15 protein-coding genes are annotated in these 17,634 nt (G+C 53.8%); 11 read left to right on the top strand and 4 right to left on the bottom strand.

The features are described from left to right. Window positions 1-3 precede the first annotated feature (3 nt). From leuC to leuL, 4 genes are all read right to left on the bottom strand, one after another. The gene (leuC, locus tag ACWYRJ_RS00580) at window positions 4-1,404 is read right to left on the bottom strand and encodes a 3-isopropylmalate dehydratase large subunit (RefSeq protein ID WP_111964048.1); all 1,401 of its coding nucleotides are present in this window, start codon (window positions 1,402-1,404) and stop codon (window positions 4-6) included. Between the two features lie 2 nt (window positions 1,405-1,406). Next, entirely contained in the window at window positions 1,407-2,498 is a 1,092-nt protein-coding gene (gene leuB, locus ACWYRJ_RS00575; RefSeq protein WP_115876446.1) for a 3-isopropylmalate dehydrogenase, read from the bottom strand. After that, window positions 2,498-4,069: a 2-isopropylmalate synthase gene (gene leuA, locus ACWYRJ_RS00570; protein ID WP_023334495.1), complete on the bottom strand. Its 1,572-nt coding sequence runs from the start codon at window positions 4,067-4,069 to the stop codon at window positions 2,498-2,500. Before leuA ends, leuB begins: the two co-directional genes overlap by 1 nt. A 91-nt stretch (window positions 4,070-4,160) precedes the next feature. Beyond that, entirely contained in the window at window positions 4,161-4,247 is an 87-nt protein-coding gene (gene leuL, locus ACWYRJ_RS00565; RefSeq protein WP_071786497.1) for a leu operon leader peptide, read from the bottom strand. A gap of 603 nt (window positions 4,248-4,850) precedes the next feature. Between leuL and leuO the strand changes: the two genes are divergently transcribed. The 11 genes from leuO to mraY all read left to right on the top strand — a co-directional run bounded on the left by leuO (window position 4,851) and on the right by mraY (window position 17,632). Next, window positions 4,851-5,795, top strand: a complete 945-nt coding sequence (gene leuO, locus ACWYRJ_RS00560) for a transcriptional regulator LeuO (protein WP_149367805.1) — start codon at window positions 4,851-4,853, stop codon at window positions 5,793-5,795. Window positions 5,796-6,176: 381 nt separating this feature from the next. Continuing rightward, window positions 6,177-7,901 (top strand): acetolactate synthase 3 large subunit, encoded by a 1,725-nt coding sequence (gene ilvI, locus ACWYRJ_RS00555; RefSeq protein WP_111964045.1) that lies wholly within the window; start codon window positions 6,177-6,179, stop codon window positions 7,899-7,901. Window position 7,902: 1 nt separating this feature from the next. Beyond that, window positions 7,903-8,394 carry an acetolactate synthase small subunit gene (gene ilvN / locus ACWYRJ_RS00550; protein WP_223581231.1) on the top strand — a complete coding sequence of 164 codons (492 nt, stop codon included), beginning with the start codon at window positions 7,903-7,905 and terminating at the stop codon, window positions 8,392-8,394. 179 nt (window positions 8,395-8,573) lie between these two features. Then, window positions 8,574-9,581 carry a catabolite repressor/activator gene (gene cra, locus ACWYRJ_RS00545; protein ID WP_223581233.1) on the top strand — a complete coding sequence of 336 codons (1,008 nt, stop codon included), beginning with the start codon at window positions 8,574-8,576 and terminating at the stop codon, window positions 9,579-9,581. Between the two features lie 599 nt (window positions 9,582-10,180). Beyond that, window positions 10,181-10,639, top strand: coding sequence for a division/cell wall cluster transcriptional repressor MraZ (gene mraZ, locus ACWYRJ_RS00540; RefSeq protein ID WP_021240528.1), 459 nt, complete (start codon window positions 10,181-10,183; stop codon window positions 10,637-10,639). 2 nt (window positions 10,640-10,641) lie between these two features. Next, a complete protein-coding gene (gene rsmH / locus ACWYRJ_RS00535) occupies window positions 10,642-11,583 on the top strand; it encodes a 16S rRNA (cytosine(1402)-N(4))-methyltransferase RsmH (protein WP_021240527.1) in 942 nt (313 codons plus the stop codon). Beyond that, window positions 11,580-11,945 carry a cell division protein FtsL gene (gene ftsL, locus ACWYRJ_RS00530; protein WP_008501989.1) on the top strand — a complete coding sequence of 122 codons (366 nt, stop codon included), beginning with the start codon at window positions 11,580-11,582 and terminating at the stop codon, window positions 11,943-11,945. The genes rsmH and ftsL overlap by 4 nt, the downstream gene beginning before the upstream one ends. A 15-nt stretch (window positions 11,946-11,960) precedes the next feature. Further along, window positions 11,961-13,727, top strand: coding sequence for a peptidoglycan glycosyltransferase FtsI (locus ACWYRJ_RS00525; RefSeq protein ID WP_111964042.1), 1,767 nt, complete (start codon window positions 11,961-11,963; stop codon window positions 13,725-13,727). Beyond that, complete coding sequence (gene murE, locus ACWYRJ_RS00520) at window positions 13,714-15,201, top strand: UDP-N-acetylmuramoyl-L-alanyl-D-glutamate--2,6-diaminopimelate ligase (protein ID WP_455507243.1); 1,488 nt, start codon at window positions 13,714-13,716, stop codon at window positions 15,199-15,201. Before ACWYRJ_RS00525 ends, murE begins: the two co-directional genes overlap by 14 nt. Then, window positions 15,198-16,556, top strand: a complete 1,359-nt coding sequence (gene murF, locus ACWYRJ_RS00515; RefSeq protein ID WP_455507242.1) for a UDP-N-acetylmuramoyl-tripeptide--D-alanyl-D-alanine ligase — start codon at window positions 15,198-15,200, stop codon at window positions 16,554-16,556. The genes murE and murF overlap by 4 nt, the downstream gene beginning before the upstream one ends. Continuing rightward, entirely contained in the window at window positions 16,550-17,632 is a 1,083-nt protein-coding gene (mraY, locus tag ACWYRJ_RS00510; RefSeq protein WP_008501985.1) for a phospho-N-acetylmuramoyl-pentapeptide-transferase, read from the top strand. Before murF ends, mraY begins: the two co-directional genes overlap by 7 nt. The last annotated feature ends 2 nt before the right edge of the window (window positions 17,633-17,634 follow it).

The raw sequence follows: 17,634 nt of genomic DNA, 5'->3' as shown, positions 1-17,634 counted from the left end.
TCCTTATTTCAGGCTGCGAATATCGGCGAAATGGCCGGTGACTGCCGCAGCGGCGGCCATTGCCGGGCTGACCAGATGGGTACGCCCACCGCGGCCCTGACGGCCTTCAAAGTTACGGTTGCTGGTAGAGGCGCAGCGCTCACCCGGATTCAGGCGATCGTTATTCATGGCCAGACACATCGAGCAGCCAGGCAGGCGCCACTCGAAGCCCGCTTCGATAAAGATCTTATCCAGACCTTCGGCTTCCGCCTGGGCTTTCACCGGACCAGAGCCTGGAACCACCAGCGCCTGCACGCCCGGCGCGACTTTACGGCCTTTGGCAATCTCTGCCGCCGCGCGCAAATCTTCGATACGGGAGTTAGTGCAAGAACCGATAAAGACTTTATCAATGGTCACGTCGGTCAACGGCACGCCGGGCTTCAGCCCCATATAGGCCAGCGCTTTTTCCGCACTGGCGCGCTCGACCGGATCGGCAAAGGAAGCAGGATCTGGAATGGAGTCGTTGACGGAAATCACCTGACCCGGGTTGGTCCCCCAGGTCACCTGCGGCGCAATCTCTTCTGCCTGCAGCGTGACAACGGTATCAAACGTCGCCCCATCGTCGGTTTTCAGGGTTTTCCAGTATGCTACCGCGTCGTCAAAATCCTGACCTTTCGGCGCGTGCAGACGGCCCTTCACATAGTTGAAGGTCGTTTCATCTGGCGCGACCAGACCGGCTTTGGCGCCCATCTCAATGGCCATGTTGCACAGGGTCATGCGGCCCTCCATGCTCAGCGCCTGGATAGCGTCTCCGCAGAACTCAACGACGTGGCCTGTACCGCCTGCGCTGCCGGTTTTACCGATAATCGCCAGCACGATATCTTTCGCGGTAATGCCAGGTGCCGCTTTGCCCTTCACTTCAATCTTCATCGTTTTGGCGCGGCCCTGCTTCAGGGTCTGCGTCGCCAGAACGTGTTCAACCTCAGAAGTGCCAATCCCGAACGCCAGAGCGCCAAACGCGCCGTGTGTCGCGGTATGGGAGTCACCGCAGACGATGGTCATGCCCGGCAGGGTGATCCCTTGCTCAGGCCCCATCACGTGGACGATGCCCTGATAAGGATGGTTCAGGTCGTACAGCTCAACGCCAAATTCTTTACAGTTCTTAATCAGCTCCTGCATCTGGATACGCGCCATCTCACCCGAGGCATTAATGTCTTTGGTCTGGGTGGAAACGTTGTGATCCATCGTCGCGAAGGTTTTACCCGGCTGACGTACCGGACGCTTGTGCGCGCGCAGGCCGTCAAATGCCTGAGGAGAGGTCACTTCGTGTACCAGATGACGGTCAATGTACAGCAGCGGGGTTTCGTTTGGTGCCTCGTAAACAACGTGCGCATCAAACAACTTTTCATATAACGTTTTAGCCATGATTACACCCCTTCAGCGACATAGCGGGCAATGATGTCGCCCATTTCATCGGTACTGACTGCCGCCGTGCCGCGTGCTAAATCGCCGGTACGGACGCCTTCTTCTAACGCCCGGTTAATGGCGTGTTCAATTGCGGTTGCTGCATCGTCTGCATCCAGGCTGTAGCGCAGCAGCAGGGCCAGGGAGAGGATCTGCGCAATCGGGTTAGCGATGTTTTTACCCGCGATATCCGGTGCAGAACCGCCTGCCGGTTCATACAGACCAAAGCCTTCTTCATTCAGGCTTGCGGATGGCAGCATCCCCATGGAGCCGGTGATCATTGCGCACTCGTCAGAGAGAATATCGCCGAACAGGTTGGAGCACAGCAGCACGTCAAACTGGGACGGATCCTTAATCAGCTGCATGGTCGCGTTATCGATGTACATGTGCGACAGCGTGACGTCCGGGTACTGCTTAGCGACTTCACTGACGATCTCGCGCCACAGAATGGAAGATTGCAGCACGTTCGCTTTGTCAATGGAGGTCACTTTATGGCGACGTTTACGCGCAGACTCAAAGGCGATATGGGCGATACGTTCAATTTCGAAACGGTGATACACCTCGGTGTCGAACGCTTTTTCGTGTTGTCCGCTGCCTTCGCGTCCTTTTGGCTGACCGAAATAGATCCCGCCGGTCAGTTCACGCACGCACAGAATGTCGAATCCGTTGGCGGCGATATCCGCGCGCAGCGGGCAGAACTCTTCCAGACCCTGATACAGCTTCGCCGGACGCAGGTTGCTGAACAGCTTGAAGTGTTTACGCAGCGGCAGCAGCGCGCCGCGCTCTGGCTGCTCTGCTGGCGGCAGGTGTTCCCATTTTGGACCACCGACGGAACCAAACAGCACGGCATCGGCATTTTCACAGCCTTCCACGGTCGCTTTTGGCAGTGGCGTACCGTGGTTATCAATCGCAATACCGCCCACATCGTAGTGGCTGGTGGTGATTTTCATCGCAAAACGCGCGCGAACGGCTTCCAGTACTTTCAGCGCCTGTGCCATCACTTCCGGGCCAATACCGTCACCCGGCAACACAGCAATATGGTAATTCTTCGACATTACACGGTTTCCTTGTTGTTCTCTTTATTCTGAGCTTTGCGTTGCAACTCTTTTTCGACTTCGGCGGCGCGCCAGATGTTGTTCAGAACATGCACCATCGCCTTCGCGGAGGATTCAACGATATCTGTCGCCAGGCCCACGCCATGGAAGCGGCGGCCGTTGTAATTAACCACGATATCTACCTGACCCAGCGCATCTTTGCCGTGGCCCTTGGCCGTCAGGTCATATTTGACCAGCTCAACGTCGTACTCGGTGACGCGATTAATCGCCTGGTAAATCGCATCGACAGGGCCGTTACCGTTAGCTGCCTCTGCTTTAATTTCATCTCCGCAGGCCAGCTTGACCGAGGCGGTAGCGATGTCGCTGGAGCCGGACTGCACGTTAAAGTAATCCAGACGGAAGTGCTCCGGCTCTTCCTGCTGTTTGTTGATAAAGGCCAGTGCTTCCAGGTCGTAGTCGAAGACCTGGCCTTTTTTGTCGGCCAGCTTCAGGAACGCGTCATACAGCTGATCCATGTTGTAATCGCTGTCCTTATAACCCATCTCTTCCATACGGTGCTTAACCGCCGCACGGCCGGAACGGGAGGTCAGGTTCAACTGGACCTGGTTCAGACCGATGGATTCCGGGGTCATGATTTCGTAGTTTTCACGGTTCTTCAGCACGCCATCCTGGTGAATACCGGAAGAGTGTGCGAAGGCGCCAGTGCCGACAATCGCTTTGTTAGCCGGAATGGGCATGTTGCAAATCTGGCTGACGGTCTGGCTGGTGCGCCAGATTTCGTTGTGATTGATGCGGGTGTGCACGTCCATGATGTCTTTGCGCACTTTGATCGCCATGATCACTTCTTCCAGAGAACAGTTGCCCGCACGTTCGCCGATGCCGTTCATCGCGCCTTCAACCTGACGTGCCCCGGCGTGGACGGCGGCGATGGCATTGCCCACGGCCAGACCCAAATCATCGTGGGTGTGGACGGAGATAATTGCCTTATCAATATTTGGTACGCGGTCATACAGGCCGGTGATGATGTTGGAGAACTCAAACGGCATGGTGTAGCCGACGGTGTCCGGAATGTTGATGGTTTTCGCGCCCGCGTTGATGGCGGCTTCGACGACGCGCGCCAGGTCTTCGATTGGCGTACGACCCGCATCTTCACAGGAGAATTCAACGTCATCGGTATAGTTGCGTGCGCGCTTAACCATATAGACCGCACGCTCAATCACCTCATCCAGCGTGCTGCGCAGCTTGGTTGCGATGTGCATAGGAGAGGTCGCAATGAAGGTGTGAATACGGAACGCTTCAGCCACCTTCAATGACTCAGCGGCAACGTCGATATCTTTCTCTACGCAGCGCGCCAGGGCACACACGCGGCTGTTTTTAATGGTGCGGGCGATAGTCTGGACGGATTCGAAATCACCGGGAGACGAGACAGGGAAACCGACCTCCATCACGTCGACACCCATACGTTCGAGAGCCAGCGCGATCTGCAGTTTCTCTTTAACACTCAGGCTTGCCTGTAATGCCTGTTCACCGTCACGTAAAGTAGTATCGAAAATAATGACTTGCTGGCTCATGGGTTAGGTCCTTGTCAGTCTTAGGGCGCCTTGCTACGAGCATAAAAAAACCCGCGCAGTGGCGCGGGTTTTTAGTCTTACTGGTGACGATTCAACGCTGAATTTCGCCCGCCAGTCTACCGCGCACAGTGGATGCGTTTAGTAGTAGTAGACCGGTGAAACGAATGGTGCGTGTCATGAATCGTGCTCCGTTAAATTCAATATACTTTTAGTGGTACTGGATACGGCTGTTCATGTCAACCCCTGATGATGAAAACGGGCCCGACAGACTGAATTAATAGGCTATTCACTTTAGCTAATTGTGCTGGTTTTAGCTTTTTCGAACCGACTAATTGTCTAATTTTGGACTTAAGAAAAGAGTTGCAGAAACAAATAAATTAATTTTTTTAAAAATGAGTGAAATGTGTTGAAGAGGATGCTTAGAGCTTAAAGATTTTTAATATCATAAAGTTATAAATGAAGTGGATCTATTCCAGAACACTGAAAAACGAGCTGAGATAACAGATTGTTAACTAACTGTAGGGTGATAGCAATAATAGTTTAATCATACTTAAGTCATCATTAACCTGTCGGCAATTGTATATTTGTTTGGTTTATGGTTTCATTCAGTTCCTGAAGTCAAACATATCATTTTCGCTGATTAATGTTTGTTAATATAAAGTCTTTATATATTCTGAATTTTAAATAATTCTCTTTCGCTGATCGTATTTGCATGATAATGCACCTTTAAGGTTATTATCGTGCGTTGGCAAAGGAGTGTAGCGTGACAGTGGAGTCAGAAGTGCCAGAAAATAATATTAAAAAACCTCAAGTTGCTGATGGGATTAAACCGCAGTTACGCACGGTGGATCTTAATCTTCTGACGGTTTTTGATGCGGTCATGCAGGAACAGAATATCACCCGTGCAGCCCAATCGTTGGGGATGTCACAACCTGCTGTGAGTAATGCCGTTGCCAGGCTTAAGCTCATGTTTAACGACGAATTATTTGTCCGCTACGGGAGGGGGATCCAGCCTACGGCGCGCGCATTCCAGCTATTCGGCTCCATTCGTCAGGCGTTGCAACTGGTCCAAAATGAGCTGCCGGGATCGGGGTTTGAACCCTTAAGCAGCGAGCGCGTATTCCATCTTTGTGTCTGTAGCCCATTAGATAATTATTTAACGTCAATTATTTATAATAAAGTTGAAGAAATCGCACCAAATATCAATCTTGTTTTTAAATCATCCTTGAATCAAAACACGGAACATCAGTTACGCTATCAGGAGATCGAATTTGTTCTGGGGTATGAAGAGTTCCGTCGCCCGGAATTTTCCTGTGTGCCGCTGTTTAAAGATGAAATGGTTCTGGTCGCCAGCAAAAAACACCCACGTCTGAATTCTCCGATGCGAGAAAACGATGTTTATAACGAGCAGCATGCCGTTGTTGCACTCGACAGATATGCTTCTTTTAGCCTGCCGTGGTATGACACTGCGGATAAACAGGCGAGCGTGGCTTATCAGGGCATGGCTATGGTCAGCGTATTAAACGTGGTGTCCCAGACCCAGCTGGTGGCGATTGCGCCGCGCTGGCTGGCAGAAGAGTTTTCTGACCCTTTAAATCTGCAAATTTTGCCTCTGCCACTCAAGCTAAATAGCCGTACCTGTTATCTTTCCTGGCATGAAGCGGCGGGGCGAGATAAAGGACATCAGTGGATGGAAGAGTTGCTGGTGGGCATCTGCCGCCGGTAAAACGCATCAGGATAAATCGCATCGGATTGTGTGATTTATCCTGGTTTTTTTTAGATAATTGATATTTTGTTCTGTTGTTCTTTTTTTGGAGCTGCTCTCCGGCTCGCAAAAATAGATGATTTCCTGCATTGCCGCGCTTTTCAGTGATGATTTATCACCCCATCCTCTATTCCCAGAGTATTTAACCATATCCTCTGCTAACAGCTGCTTTTTCTGCTTTACGCACCGTTTATCTCTCCGGGTTTGCTAATTGCCTGCCTCATAACGAGCGGTTAAGGTAAAGAACACTCTGCAAAATATAAGATTGGTTTCTCCCAATCGTAAGACGGTGCGGAAATGAATTCGGCATTCCGTCTATAACAATATGCCTGGAGGCAAACCATGGAGATGTTGTCTGGCGCGGAAATGGTCGTTCGGTCACTGATCGATCAGGGCGTAAAGCAAGTGTTCGGCTACCCTGGTGGTGCAGTTCTCGATATTTATGATGCGCTGCACACGGTAGGGGGCATTGACCATGTTCTGGTACGTCACGAGCAGGCGGCGGTACACATGGCTGACGGTCTGGCGCGGGCGACGGGTGAAGTGGGCGTGGTGTTAGTCACTTCCGGCCCCGGCGCGACAAACGCCATTACCGGCATTGCGACAGCGTATATGGACTCTATCCCGCTGGTGATCCTCTCCGGGCAGGTAGCAACCTCACTGATCGGTTACGATGCGTTTCAGGAGTGCGACATGGTCGGGATTTCGCGTCCCGTTGTGAAGCACAGCTTCCTGGTCAAGCAAACGGAAGACATTCCTGGCGTACTGAAGAAAGCTTTCTGGCTGGCGGCGAGCGGACGCCCGGGACCAGTGGTGGTCGATCTGCCTAAAGATATCCTCAACCCGGCAAACAAGCTGCCTTATGTCTGGCCGGAAGCTGTCAGCATGCGCTCTTATAACCCCACAACGCAGGGGCACAAAGGTCAGATCAAGCGAGCGTTGCAAACGCTTCTGGCAGCCAAAAAACCGGTGGTCTATGTCGGTGGCGGGGCGATCAACGCTGCCTGTGAAGTCCAGCTTCGTGAACTGATTGAAAAACTCAACCTTCCCGTTGCATCGTCGCTGATGGGGCTGGGGGCGTTTCCCGCAACCCATCGTCAGGCGCTGGGTATGCTGGGCATGCACGGTACCTATGAAGCCAACATGACGATGCACCATTCCGATGTGATTTTTGCCGTCGGCGTGCGGTTTGACGATCGCACCACCAATAACCTGGCGAAGTACTGCCCTAACGCCACCGTACTGCATATTGATATCGATCCAACGTCAATTTCAAAAACGGTATCGGCTGATGTTCCTATCGTCGGTGATGCCCGGCAGGTTCTGGAGCAAATGCTGGATCTGCTGGCCCAGGAGAGTGCAACCCAGCCGCTGGATGAGATCCGCGACTGGTGGCAGCAGATTGAACAGTGGCGCGCGCGTCAGTGCCTGAAATATGACACACAAAGTGAAAATATTAAGCCGCAGGCGGTCATTGAAGCGGTGTGGCGACTGACGAAAGGTGAGGCGTACGTAACCTCAGATGTAGGGCAGCATCAGATGTTTGCCGCCCTGTATTACCCGTTTGATAAACCGCGACACTGGATCAACTCCGGTGGTTTAGGAACAATGGGCTTTGGTCTGCCTGCCGCGTTGGGCGTGAAGCTGGCGTTGCCGAATGAAACCGTCGTCTGCGTAACGGGGGACGGCAGTATTCAGATGAACATTCAGGAGCTGTCTACTGCGCTGCAATATGAATTGCCGGTACTGGTGCTGAACCTGAATAACGGTTATCTCGGTATGGTGAAGCAGTGGCAGGATATGATCTACTCTGGCCGTCACTCTCAATCCTACATGAAATCGCTGCCGGATTTTGTTCGCCTTGCTGAAGCTTACGGCCATGTTGGCATGCGGGTGACCGATCCGGCAGAGCTGGAAACAAAGCTCGCGCAAGCGCTTGAGCACGTTAAAAACAACCGCCTCGTCTTTATGGATGTGATTGTTGATGGGACCGAGCACGTTTATCCGATGCATATTCGTGGAGGTGGTATGGATGAAATGTGGTTAAGCAAAACGGAGAGAACCTGATATGCGCCGGATATTATCGGTTTTACTGGAAAATGAGTCTGGCGCACTGTCGCGCGTCATTGGCCTTTTTGCCCAGCGCGGCTATAACATTGAAAGCCTGACCGTTGCCCCGACGGAAGACCCAACGCTGTCGCGCATGACGATTCAAACCGTTGGCGATGAGAAAGTGCTTGAGCAAATTGAAAAACAGCTGCATAAGCTGGTTGATGTGCTGCGCGTGAGCGAGCTGGGGCAGGGGGCCTACGTTGAACGTGAGGTCATGCTGGTGAAAATCCAGGCCAGCGGCTACGGGCGTGAAGAAGTTAAACGCAATGCGGATATTTTCCGCGGACAAATTATCGACGTCACGCCTTCTCTTTATACGGTTCAGCTGGTCGGGACAAGCGACAAGCTGGATGCTTTTCTCGCGTCCGTGCGGGATGTTGCAAAAATTGTCGAGGTCGCGAGATCGGGTGTAGTGGGTCTGTCACGCGGCGAGAAAATCATGCGTTAGTTATCAAAAAGGTTCGCCTCTTTCTGCCCGGTCACCAAAGCCGGGCTTTTTTTTGCGTAATCAGCCGACAACGCAGATAAAAGCGGTTGCCGCGAAGGCTTTTCTGCGTTTAGATGTTAAAAGATTTAACCATAACCTTGACAGGGCCATGGATTCTTTTCTTTTTTTAAGGGGCAATTGTGAAACTGGATGAAATCGCCCGGCTAGCCGGCGTGTCACGAACAACGGCCAGCTATGTGATTAACGGTAAAGCAAAGCAGTACCGTGTCAGCGACAAGACCGTTGAAAAAGTTATGGCGGTGGTTCGTGAGCATAACTACCATCCGAATGCTGTCGCAGCCGGTCTGCGTGCCGGGCGTACCCGCTCTATTGGTCTGGTGATCCCTGACCTGGAAAATACCAGCTATACCCGTATCGCCAACTATCTCGAACGTCAGGCGCGCCAGCGCGGCTATCAACTGCTGATTGCCTGCTCTGAAGATCAGCCCGACAACGAGATGCGCTGCATTGAACATCTTCTCCAGCGCCAGGTGGATGCCATTATTGTTTCGACCTCCCTACCGCCAGAACATCCGTTCTACCAGCGCTGGGCGAACGACCCGTTCCCAATCGTTGCGCTGGATCGCGCGCTCGATCGCGAGCATTTCACCAGCGTCGTGGGTGCGGATCAGGATGATGCAGAAATGCTGGCCGCAGAGCTGCGAACTTTCCCCGCAGAAACTGTGCTGTATCTTGGCGCGCTGCCCGAGCTTTCCGTTAGCTTCCTGCGTGAGCAGGGGTTCAGAACCGCGTGGAAAGACGATCAGCGCGAGGTTAACTATCTCTATGCCAACAGTTACGAACGTGAAGCCGCAGCGCAGCTGTTCGAAAAATGGCTAGAGACACACCCGATGCCGCAGGCGCTATTCACCACGTCGTTTGCGCTGTTGCAGGGTGTCATGGATGTAACCTTACGCCGTGAAGGTAAACTTCCCTCTGACCTGGCGATTGCCACTTTTGGGGATAACGAGCTGCTCGACTTCCTTCAGTGTCCGGTGCTGGCGGTAGCACAGCGTCACCGTGATGTGGCTGAACGCGTGCTGGAGATTGTGCTGGCAAGCCTGGATGAGCCGCGCAAACCGAAGCCGGGCCTGACGCGTATCAAACGTAATCTCTATCATCGCGGAATTTTAAGCCGCCAAAAATGAAATGACCGGGGCGGGAAAGTCTGCCCCATTTTGCTGCGATAAATCGTCCGGATAATTCCCGGAGAGAAATTAGGATAATTCTTGTGAGATGATAATCGCCAATTTTTCTTAATTCATTTTGGCTTTTAAATTGTCCTTTAAAGAACATCTCAGCGATTTTAAACAGCTATCTTTGTATTATTTTGTTACAAACCCTATTCGGCCGATGAATATTCAGACGTTTTTCCTCCTCCTGTAGCTGCTTACGTGGCAACTGCCGCGCTTACCCGGTGCCAGAGTGAATCTGGCGCTGTTATCCCCTGAGAATCTGTCATAAAATGCTGCCCGCGTCGCAAACTGACACTTTATATTTATCTGCGATGATATTGAGTGAGCTTTAACGCTAGTGTGCATATTCGGTTTTTTTCTTACAAATATTCATAACGTTAATTTTGCCTCGCCAGTTGTGCAGTTATTAACCAGGACTGTTTATCTCTGTAAATAGAGGGCGTTCGAGTCCTTACAGGGAGAGTCCTGGCTTGACAAGCTTTTCCCTCGCTCCGTAAACTCCTTTAGGTGGGAATTTGTGGGTTAAAGTGGTGAGGAGGGGTGAGACTGGCATGTTCCGTGGAGCAACGTTAGTCAATCTCGACAGCAAAGGGCGTTTATCGGTACCAACCCGATATCGCGACCAGCTGATCGAGAACGCTGCGGGTCAAATGGTTTGCACCATTGACATTAACTCCCCCTGCCTGCTGCTTTACCCCTTGCCTGAATGGGAAATTATTGAGCAAAAGCTGTCGCGACTGTCGAGCATGAACCCGCAGGAACGCCGCGTGCAGCGGCTGTTATTGGGACATGCCAGTGAATGTCAGATGGATAACGCAGGGCGGTTACTGATTGCCCCTGTGTTACGGCAACATGCCGGTCTGACCAAAGAAGTGATGCTGGTCGGGCAGTTCAACAAATTTGAACTGTGGGATGAAACGACCTGGTATCAACAGGTCAAGGAAGATATCGACGCTGAGCAGTCTGATTCCGCGACATTATCGGAACGGCTGCAGGACTTGTCTCTATAAATATGATGGAAAATTATAAACACAAAACGGTGTTACTGGACGAGGCCGTAAACGGTCTGAATATTCGTCCGGATGGCATCTACATTGATGGCACGTTTGGTCGCGGTGGTCACTCGCGTTTGATTCTCTCCCAGCTCGGAGAGGAAGGCCGCCTGCTGGCAATCGATCGCGATCCGCAGGCAATTGCGGTTGCTCAGACCATCAATGACCCACGCTTTTCCATCGTGCATGGACCTTTTTCTGCGCTTGCAGATTATGTTGCTGAGCGCGGCCTGACGGGTAAGATCGACGGGATTCTTCTCGATCTTGGCGTCTCTTCACCCCAACTTGATGATGCCGAACGTGGTTTCTCCTTTATGCGTGATGGTCCGCTGGATATGCGGATGGATCCAACGCGCGGTCAGTCTGCCGCTGAGTGGTTACAGACCGCTGACGAAGCCGATATTGCATGGGTCATCAAAACGTTTGGCGAAGAGCGCTTTGGCAAACGAATCGCGCGCGCCATCGTTGAGCGTAATCGCATTGAGCCAATGACCCGCACCAAAGAGTTGGCCGAAGTGATCGCGGCGGCGACACCGGTGAAGGATAAGCACAAACATCCCGCGACCCGTACCTTCCAGGCGGTTCGCATCTGGGTAAACAGTGAACTGGAGGAAATAGAGCTGGCGCTAAAAAGCTCGCTCGACGTGCTGGCCCCGGGGGGGCGGTTATCCATCATCAGCTTCCATTCGCTGGAAGACCGTATTGTGAAACGCTTTATGCGTGAACAAAGCCGCGGTCCACAGGTGCCAGCGGGGCTGCCGATGACGGAAGAACAACTCAGGAAGCTGGGTGGCCGTCAGTTGCGAGCATTAGGCAAGTTGATGCCGGGCGAAGAAGAAGTGGCAGAGAATCCACGCGCCCGTAGTTCAGTGCTGCGTGTTGCAGAGAGGACGAACGCATGATCGGCAGAGTGACAGAGACCCTAAGCAAAGTTAAGGATTCGTTAGGAAGCAACGAGCGCCATGCCTTGCCTGGCGTGATCGGCGACGATCTTTTGCGGTTTGGGAAACTGCCACTCTGTCTGTTCATTTGCATCATTGTCACGGCAGTTACGGTGGTGACCACCGCCCACCATACACGTTTATTGACTGCGCAACGCGAGCAGATGGTACTGGAACGCGATGCGCTGGATATTGAATGGCGAAATCTGATCCTTGAAGAAAACGCGCTCGGCGATCACAGCCGGGTTGAACGGATCGCAACGGAAAAGCTGCAATTGCAGCATGTTGATCCTTCGCAGGAAAATATCGTAGTACAAAAATAAGGGAAAACGCGACGCATGAAAGCAGCGGCAAAAACGCTAAAACCAAAACGTCAGGAAGAACAGGCCAACTTTATCAGTTGGCGTTTTGCGTTGCTTTGCGGCTGCATTTTACTCGCTCTGGGTTTTCTGCTTGGACGCGTGGCCTGGCTACAAATCATCGCTCCTGACATGCTGGTACGCCAGGGTGACATGCGTTCCCTGCGCGTTCAGGAAGTGTCGACATCCCGTGGGATGATTACCGATCGCTCGGGTCGTCCGCTAGCGGTGAGCGTGCCGGTGAAGGCGATTTGGGCCGATCCTAAAGAACTGCATGATGCTGGCGGTATCACGCTTGATAACCGCTGGAAGGCCCTTGCGGATGCGCTGAAGATGCCGTTGGACCAGTTAGCTTCACGCGTGAATACGAACCCGAGAGGGCGCTTTATCTATCTGGCACGTCAGGTGAACCCTGACATGGCGGACTACATCAAAAAATTGAAGCTGCCGGGGATCCATCTGCGTGAAGAATCCCGTCGTTACTATCCATCCGGCGAAGTGACTGCTCACCTCATTGGCTTTACTAACGTCGATAGCCAGGGGATTGAAGGCGTTGAAAAAAGCTTTGATAAATGGCTTACCGGCCAGCCCGGCGAGCGCATTGTGCGTAAAGACCGCTATGGTCGCGTGATCGAGGATATTTCCTCAACGGACAGCCAGGCCGCACACAACCTTGCGCTGAGTATTGATGAGCGATTACAGGCGCTGGTTTACCGCGAACTGAACAATGCCGTGGCCTTCAACAAAGCGGAATCGGGCAGTGCTGTGTTAGTTGATGTCAGCACGGGTGAAGTGCTGGCGATGGCCAATAGCCCGTCCTACAACCCTAATAATCTTACCGGCACGCAGAAGGATGTTATGCGTAACCGTACCATCACCGACGTGTTCGAACCGGGTTCGACGGTTAAGCCGATGGTGGTCATGACTGCACTTCAGCGCGGTATCGTCAACGAAAACACCGTACTGAATACCATTCCATACCGAATTAACGGTCACGAAATCAAAGACGTGGCGCGCTACAGCGAATTGACCCTGACCGGGGTATTACAGAAGTCGAGTAACGTCGGCGTTTCAAAGCTGGCGTTAGCGATGCCGTCCTCAGCGTTAGTAGAGACTTACTCACGTTTTGGACTTGGAAAGGCGACCAATTTGGGGTTGGTCGGAGAACGCAGTGGCTTATATCCTCAAAAACAACGGTGGTCTGACATAGAGAGGGCCACCTTCTCTTTCGGCTACGGGCTAATGGTAACTCCGTTACAGCTAGCGCGAGTCTATGCAACGATTGGCAGCTATGGCGTCTATCGTCCGCTGTCGATTACTAAAGTTGATCCACCGGTTCCGGGCGAGCGTATCTTCCCGGAATCTGTCGTTCGTACCGTGGTGCACATGATGGAAAGCGTGGCGCTGCCTGGCGGCGGCGGCGTGAAGGCGGCGATCAAAGGTTATCGCATTGCCATCAAGACCGGTACAGCGAAAAAGGTGGGGCCAGACGGCCGCTACATCAACAAATATATTGCCTATACCGCAGGCGTTGCGCCTGCAAGCAATCCGCGTTTTGCGCTGGTGGTCGTAATAAACGATCCACAGGCGGGTAAATACTACGGCGGCGCCGTCTCCGCGCCTGTGTTCGGGGCTATCATGGGCGGCGTGTTACGCACCATGAACATTGAACCGGATGCGCTGGCGACGGGCGAAAAAAGTGAATTTGTAATTAATCAAGGCGAGGGTACAGGTGGCAGATCGTAATTTGCGCGACCTTCTCGCTCCGTGGGTGCCAAATGCACCGGAGCGAGCACTGCGAGAGATGGTACTGGACAGCCGCGTGGCTGCTTCTGGCGATCTTTTTGTGGCGGTGGTCGGTCATCAGGCGGACGGGCGTCGTTATATCCCGCAGGCGATTGCGCAAGGTGTGGCTGCCATTATTGCTGAGGCCAAAGATGAGGCAACCGACGGTGAGATCCGTGAAATGCACGGGGTGCCGGTTATCTATCTCAGCCAGTTAAACGAGCGTCTCTCCGCGCTGGCGGGACGTTTTTATCACGAACCTTCCGACCAGCTGCGTCTGGTCGGCGTGACGGGCACGAACGGTAAAACCACCACCACGCAGCTGATGGCGCAGTGGGCCCAGCTGTTGGGTGAAACCGGTGCAGTGATGGGTACCGTAGGTAACGGCCTGCTGGGCAAAGTGAGCCCGACGGAAAACACCACCGGCTCGGCGGTAGACGTACAGCATGTGCTTGCAGGTCTGGCTGGGCAGGGGGCAACCTTTGCTGCGATGGAAGTATCTTCGCACGGTCTGGTACAGCATCGGGTTGCGGCGCTGAAATTTGCCGCTTCAGTGTTTACTAACCTGAGCCGCGATCATCTTGATTATCATGGTGATATGGAGCATTACGAAGCCGCGAAATGGCTGCTGTTCTCCACTCACCATTACGGACAAGCCATCATCAACGCCGACGACGAAGTGGGCCGCCGCTGGCTGGCGAAGCTGCCGGATGCGGTTGCGGTGTCGATGGAAGACCATATCAATCCGAACTGCCACGGACGCTGGCTGAAGGCGGTTGAGGTGAATTACCACGACAGTGGGGCGACAATCCGCTTTGCCTCTTCCTGGGGTGAAGGCGAAATTGAAAGCCGCCTGATGGGCGCGTTCAACGTCAGCAACCTGCTGCTGGCGCTGGCGACGCTGCTGGCGCTGGGTTATCCGATGGCTGAACTGCTGAAAACCTCAGCGCGTCTGCAGCCGGTTTGTGGCCGTATGGAAGTGTTCAACGCGCCGGGCAAACCGACCGTTGTGGTTGATTATGCCCACACGCCGGATGCGCTGGAAAAAGCGCTGGAAGCGGCGCGCCTGCACTGCGCCGGAAAACTCTGGTGCGTGTTTGGCTGCGGCGGCGATCGCGATAAAGGCAAACGCCCGCTGATGGGGGCTATTGCCGAGCAGTTCGCAGATATTCCGGTAGTAACCGATGACAACCCGCGTACGGAAGAGCCGCGCGCCATCATCAATGACATTCTGGCGGGCATGCTGGACGCGGGCCGTGCTCGCGTGGTGGAAGGCCGTGTGGAAGCCGTGACCAATACCATTATGCAGGCGCAGGAGAATGATGTTGTCCTCTTAGCGGGCAAAGGGCATGAAGATTATCAGATCGTTGGCAATCGCCGTCTGGACTACTCGGACCGCGTAACGGCAGCTCGTCTGCTGGGAGTCGTGGCATGATTAGCATCACGTTACGTCAGGCCGCTGCAATCCTGAAGGGCGACCTGCACGGGCAAGACCTGACCATTGATGCCGTAACGACGGACACCCGCAAAATCACCGCGGGGTGTCTGTTTGTGGCGCTGAAAGGCGAACGTTTTGACGCGCATGATTTTGCTGAACAGGCCAAAGAGAACGGCGCCGGTGCGCTGCTGGTCAGCCGCAAGCTCGATATCGATCTGCCGCAAATTGTGGTGAAAGATACGCGCCTCGCGTTCGGTGAGCTGGCCGCCTGGGTGCGTCAGCAAGTGCCTGCTCGCGTCGTCGCGCTGACCGGGTCATCCGGCAAAACGTCGGTGAAAGAGATGACGGCGGCGATCCTCGGCCAGTGCGGCAATACGCTTTATACCGCGGGCAACCTCAATAATGACATCGGCGTGCCGATGACATTGCTTCGCCTGACCAAAGAACATGACTATGCGGTGATCGAGTTAGGAGCAAACCACCAGGGCGAAATCGCCTGGACCGTGAGCCTGACTCGCCCGGAAGCTGCGCTGGTGAATAACCTCGCGGCTGCGCACCTGGAAGGCTTTGGCTCGCTGGAAGGCGTGGCGAAAGCGAAAGGTGAGATTTATACCGGCCTGCCGGATAACGGTATCGCTATTCTGAACGCCGATAACAACGACTGGCTGAACTGGCAGAGCATCATTGGCTCGCGTAAAACCTGGCGCTTCTCGCCAAATGCGGCCAACAGTGATTTTACGGCGACTAATATCCATGTGACGTCCCACGGCACCGAGTTCACCCTTACGACCCCAACGGGGGGCGTGGAGGTTCTGCTGCCGCTGCCGGGTCGCCATAACATCGCCAATGCCCTTGCGGCGGCGGCGCTGTCAACGGCGGTGGGCGCTTCACATGAGGCGATCAAAACTGGGCTGGCGAACCTGAAAGCCGTGCCTGGTCGTCTGTTCCCGATTCAGCTTTCGGAAAACAAACTGCTGCTGGATGACTCCTACAACGCGAACGTTGGTTCAATGACTGCGGCGGTGCAGGTGTTATCCGAAATGCCGGGCTACCGCATCATGGTGGTTGGCGACATGGCAGAGCTGGGCGACGAAAGCGAAGCCTGTCATAACCAGGTCGGTGAAGCGGCGAAAGCGGCGGGGCTGGACTGCGTGCTGAGCGCAGGAAAACTGAGCCAGGCGATTAGCCATGCCAGCGGCGTTGGCGAGCATTTTGCTGATAAAGCCGCGTTGATAGAGCGCCTTAAAGCGTTGATTACAGAAAAACAAATTGTGACTGTGTTAGTGAAAGGTTCACGTAGTGCCGCCATGGAAGAGGTTGTGCACGCATTACAGGAGAACGGGACATGTTAGTTTGGCTGGCCGAACATTTGGTCAAATATTATTCAGGCTTTAACGTCTTTTCATATCTGACGTTTCGCGCCATCGTCAGCCTGCTGACTGCGCTGTTCATCTCGTTGTGGATGGGCCCGCGCATGATTGCCCGTCTGCAAAAACTCTCTTTCGGCCAGGTTGTGCGTAACGACGGTCCGGAGTCGCACTTCAGCAAGCGCGGCACGCCAACCATGGGCGGAATCATGATCCTGACCGCCATCGTTGTTTCCGTGCTGCTGTGGGCGTACCCCTCCAACCCGTACGTCTGGTGCGTTCTGACGGTACTGGTGGGTTACGGGATCATCGGTTTTGTGGATGATTACCGCAAAGTCGTTCGTAAAGATACTAAGGGCCTGATCGCGCGCTGGAAATATTTCTGGATGTCGGTCATCGCGCTGGGCGTTGCCTTCGCTCTGTATCTGGCAGGCAAAGACACACCGGCCACCGAGCTGGTTGTGCCGTTCTTTAAAGACGTGATGCCACAGCTGGGGCTGTTCTACATTCTGCTGGCCTACTTTGTGATTGTCGGCACGGGCAACGCCGTTAACCTGACCGACGGTCTGGATGGCCTGGCCATTATGCCAACCGTCTTTGTGGCCGCCGGTTTTGCGCTGGTGGCGTGGGCGACCGGTAACATGAACTTTGCGAACTACCTGCACATCCCTTATCTGCGCCACGCGGGTGAGCTGGTGATCGTCTGTACGGCGATTGTCGGCGCGGGGCTGGGCTTCCTGTGGTTCAACACCTATCCGGCGCAGGTCTTTATGGGTGACGTCGGTTCTCTGGCTTTGGGCGGTGCGCTCGGCATTATCGCCGTACTGCTGCGTCAGGAGTTCCTGCTGGTGATCATGGGCGGCGTGTTTGTGGTGGAAACCCTGTCGGTGATTTTGCAGGTCGGTTCCTTCAAGCTGCGCGGTCAGCGCATCTTCCGTATGGCGCCGATTCACCACCACTATGAACTGAAAGGCTGGCCGGAGCCGCGCGTGATTGTGCGCTTCTGGATTATTTCGCTGATGCTGGTGCTGATTGGCCTGGCAACGCTGAAGGTACGTTAATC

The sequence above is a fragment of the Enterobacter sp. genome, assembly GCF_977039595.1.
Note: the sequence above shows the minus strand (reverse complement) of the source record. Positions and strands in the feature narration are given on the sequence as shown.